This is a genomic window from Mycobacterium gordonae, from assembly GCF_001417955.2.
GTDB lineage: Bacteria > Actinomycetota > Actinomycetes > Mycobacteriales > Mycobacteriaceae > Mycobacterium > Mycobacterium gordonae_B.
Genome location: NZ_LKTM01000117.1, coordinates 1 through 3,586 on the forward strand (window position 1 = coordinate 1; position 3,586 = coordinate 3,586).

Annotated in this window: 5 protein-coding genes; 4 read left to right on the top strand and 1 reads right to left on the bottom strand. The window is 62.1% G+C overall.

Annotated features, from left to right (window positions below; genetic code table 11):
* Positions 1-311: 311 nt before the first annotated feature.
* From AO501_RS12445 to AO501_RS12460, 4 genes are read left to right on the top strand one after another with little or no spacing between them, the layout of a single operon-like run.
* A complete protein-coding gene (locus AO501_RS12445; protein ID WP_055578027.1) occupies positions 312-635 on the top strand; it encodes a transposase in 324 nt (107 codons plus the stop codon).
* Positions 632-1,426 carry an IS3 family transposase gene (locus AO501_RS12450; RefSeq protein WP_156452501.1) on the top strand — a complete coding sequence of 265 codons (795 nt, stop codon included), beginning with the start codon at positions 632-634 and terminating at the stop codon, positions 1,424-1,426. Before AO501_RS12445 ends, AO501_RS12450 begins: the two co-directional genes overlap by 4 nt.
* Complete coding sequence (locus AO501_RS12455; RefSeq protein WP_419775670.1) at positions 1,366-2,715, top strand: IS30 family transposase; 1,350 nt, start codon at positions 1,366-1,368, stop codon at positions 2,713-2,715. The genes AO501_RS12450 and AO501_RS12455 overlap by 61 nt, the downstream gene beginning before the upstream one ends.
* Positions 2,699-3,007 (top strand): integrase core domain-containing protein, encoded by a 309-nt coding sequence (locus AO501_RS12460; protein WP_156452502.1) that lies wholly within the window; start codon positions 2,699-2,701, stop codon positions 3,005-3,007. Before AO501_RS12455 ends, AO501_RS12460 begins: the two co-directional genes overlap by 17 nt.
* On the opposite strand, the gene AO501_RS12465 is transcribed toward AO501_RS12460, so the two are convergent.
* Positions 2,988-3,491 carry a DUF6308 family protein gene (locus AO501_RS12465; RefSeq protein WP_156452503.1) on the bottom strand — a complete coding sequence of 168 codons (504 nt, stop codon included), beginning with the start codon at positions 3,489-3,491 and terminating at the stop codon, positions 2,988-2,990. The genes AO501_RS12460 and AO501_RS12465 overlap by 20 nt on opposite strands.
* Between the last annotated feature and the right edge of the window lie 95 nt (positions 3,492-3,586).

Below are 3,586 nucleotides of genomic sequence, written 5' to 3' on the forward strand. Positions count from 1 at the left end.
CAGATCATCCTCGGGAAGGTGCGCCCTTTCCTACGCCCGCCTCGCCGAGGCTCATCCACAGGTTCTGATCATTGCTCAATGGATGCTTGTGGGGTCCACTCTTGTGAGGGTGTCGAGGTCCAGTGATCATGGGCCGTCGTCTGCGACGGGGGTGTGTGCCGGTCCGTTGCCGGGTACGACCGCCAACTATCGGGCTGCACCTTCACGACGATGCATTTGCGAAGTTACTGCCAAGTCAGCATGTCTGAGGTTTCCCAAAAGTAGTGGACATCTGAGATAGCGGGACGGTGGTCCCCTGGAAGGATGTTCGTATGCCTGGTTCTCGGCGTTCGTTTTCCCCGGAGTACCGGGTCGAAGCCGCGCACTTGGTCATTGACGGGAATCGGCCGGTCGCCGAGGTTGCCCGCGAATTGGATCTGCACGAGAACCTGTTGCATAAGTGGGTCCGGGAGGAGCGGCGCCGGATGTCGGCCGCTGGCCGCAGTCGATCACCGGATCATGATGACGGCCAACCGCTTTCACCTGATGAGCGTGCCGAGTTGATCCGGCTACGAGCGAAGGTGGCCGAGCAGTCCAAGGACATCGCGTTCTTGGAAAAAGCCTCGGCGTACTTTGCGGGCAAACATCTAAGGTGAGCCGCTTTGAGCTCATGGCCGCAGAGTGCGCCGCCTTCGACGTCACCCGCATGGCCCAGTTGCTGGGCGTGTCCACCTCGGGCTACTACAAGCATCTGACCCGCCTCGCCGAGCCCGAGCCCACACCGGCCGCCCAGCGCCGCCGGGACCTGGAAGTCAAGATCTCCGCACACCACAAGGCCTCGCACGGCACCTACGGCTCGCCGCGGATCACCGCCGATCTACACGAGGAAGGTGAACGGGTCTCGCGCAACACCGTGGCCAAAATCATGGCCGAACTGGGTATTGAGGGCATCAGTCCACGTTCGTTCAAGACCACCACCGTCGTCGATCCGGCGGCGTCGTTCCCACCCGATCTGGTCGGTCGCCACTTTGATCAGGGTCGCATCGACGCGGTGTGGTCTACCGATATCACCTACCTGAGCTGCGGTGAGGGTGATATGTACCTGTGTGCGATCCGCGATGAGCATTCCCGCCGCGTGCTGGGCTGGACCGTCGATGATCATATGCGCACAGAGCTGGTCACCACTGCGGTGGACCGCGCGGTGTTCACCCGCGGCGGCCGCGCTGCGGGGGTGATCCTGCATTCGGATCGCGGCACCCAGGGCGAATTCAACTGGTCGTCGCAACACCTTGATCAAGGAGGTGTGGTGTGGCGAAGCCGAAGGAAGCGAAGCCGGGCGGCGTTGTGCGGCGGCAGTGGGCGGCTGATCGTGCGTTGCGGCCGTCGATGCGATCACCGGGCCGGCCGGAACCGTCGCGTTCGGTGCAGCGGGAGTTCTGGCGGCTGATCGCGCAGGGTGTCTCAACAGAAGATGCTGCCGAGGCAGTCGGTGTGTCAACACCGGTGGCGACCAGGTGGTTCCGCCACGCTGGCGGGATGACACCGATCAGTTTGGATGAGCCCACGGGACGGTATCTGTCGTTCGCTGAGCGGGAGGAAATCGCCCTGCTACGTGCCCGGGATGTCGCTGTGCGTGAGATCGGCCGCCAGATTGGGCGTGACCCGGGGACCGTCTCTCGTGAGCTGCGACGAAACGCGGCCACCAGGAGTGGCAAGCCGGTCTATCGCGCAGGCGTGGCCCAATGGAAGGCCCAGCAAGCTGCAAAGCGGCCGAAAACCGCGAAGCTCGCAGTCAACGATCAGCTACGTGAGTATGTGCAGGAGCGACTTAACGGCAGCGTCCGCCGACCCGATGGCTCTGTCGTCACAGGCCCACGGACCGAAGCCTGGAAGGGACGGAACAAGCCGCATCGACAGGACAGGCGCTGGTCGACTGCGTGGAGCCCGGAGCAGATCTCACACCGCCTGCCGATCGACTTCCCCGATGATGAGTCCATGCGCATCAGTCACGAGGCGATCTACCAATCACTGTTCATCGAGGGGCGTGGGGCGCTCAAACGAGAGTTGGCCGCTTGCTTGCGAACTGGCCGTGCGCTGCGGGTCCCAAGGGGCCGGACACAAAACAAACCGCAGGGACACGTCACTGTTGACGTCGTCATCAGCGAACGCCCCGCCGAGGCCGCCGATCGCGCCGTGCCTGGGCACTGGGAAGGCGACCTGATCATCGGAATCGGCCGGTCGGCAGTCGGCACGCTCGTCGAACGCAAAAGCCGCTCCACGATGCTGGTTCACCTTCCCCGACTCGACGGGTGGGGACAGGCGCCGCCGGTGAAGAATGGGCCGGCGCTCAGCGGATACGGTGCCGTCGCGATGAACGCCGCCCTGGCCGCATCGCTGGCGCAGCTGCCCGAGCAGCTACGTCAGACCCTGACCTGGGACCGCGGCAAAGAGCTATCCGGGCATGCTCAGTTCACGTTGGACACCGGGACGCAGGTGTTTTTCGCCGACCCGCACTCACCCTGGCAGCGGCCCACAAACGAGAACACGAATGGCCTTCTGCGTCAATATTTTCCGAAGGGGACCGATCTATCCCGATGGTCCCCAGAAGAACTCGAAGCGGTCGCCCTTGCGCTCAACAACAGGCCACGCAAGGTACTCGACTGGAAGACTCCAGTCGAAGTCTTTGCGGAGCAACTACACTCGGTTCAACAACCCGGTGTTGCATCGACCGATTGAACTCGCCCAGTACACCGCCCATGACCAGGCCACCGCTGCGGCGGCGCACGGGCTGCGCCGCTCCATGGGTGCAACCGGCATTTGCTGGGACAATGCCGGCGCCGAATCGCTGTGGTCGACGTTCAAGCACGAGTACTACTACCGGCACACCTTCCGCACCAAGTCCGAATTGATTGCAGCAGTTGACAATTGGATGCGATTCTATAATCATCGACGTAGACATTCAGCAATCGGAATGCGCTCACCCATCACCTACGAGCACACGCTGAAAGTCACCCCGGAAGCAAGCTAACCGCGTCCACTTTTTCTGGGGAACCCCAGTCGAGCAGTCTCAGATCTGTGATGCAGTGCAGGTTGGCGCCTAGTGTGCCCTCGTCGCCGAGCTCCGCGCGTAGCCGCGTAAGCGCTTCAGACTCGGTATTGGTGATCAAGTCGTCACGAATGGCGGGCCAGTAGGCGGCTTTTTGATATTTCAGACGCGGGTAGCGGTCCGCGGCTTGCTCAGCGAACTGGCGGTACACATCGGTCACCTTGGAATCAAGGATGGGGATAGCCGCGGGGCGCTTGATGTGAAGTACCTTGCTGATTTTCGATCGAGCCACGTTGGTTGGCGCGTCCTGTTCAAAGTGCCGGTAGAACGATTCGAGTTGGTCGTAGAGACCATTTCGGATATTCGGCTCAGCGCGTAGAAGATCAGCGTCGGCTGGCGGCCACGGCGCGCTGGTTGCACGTTCGACAAACCATACGAGTTGCTCTTCCGATATACGTGAATACATGACCCATGTACGGGCTACGGGGCCTGACCCCAGGTGTTGGACACGCTGAATCCCGCAAGATTGGCGGGGGAAGCGAGATGATCGACACGATGGCA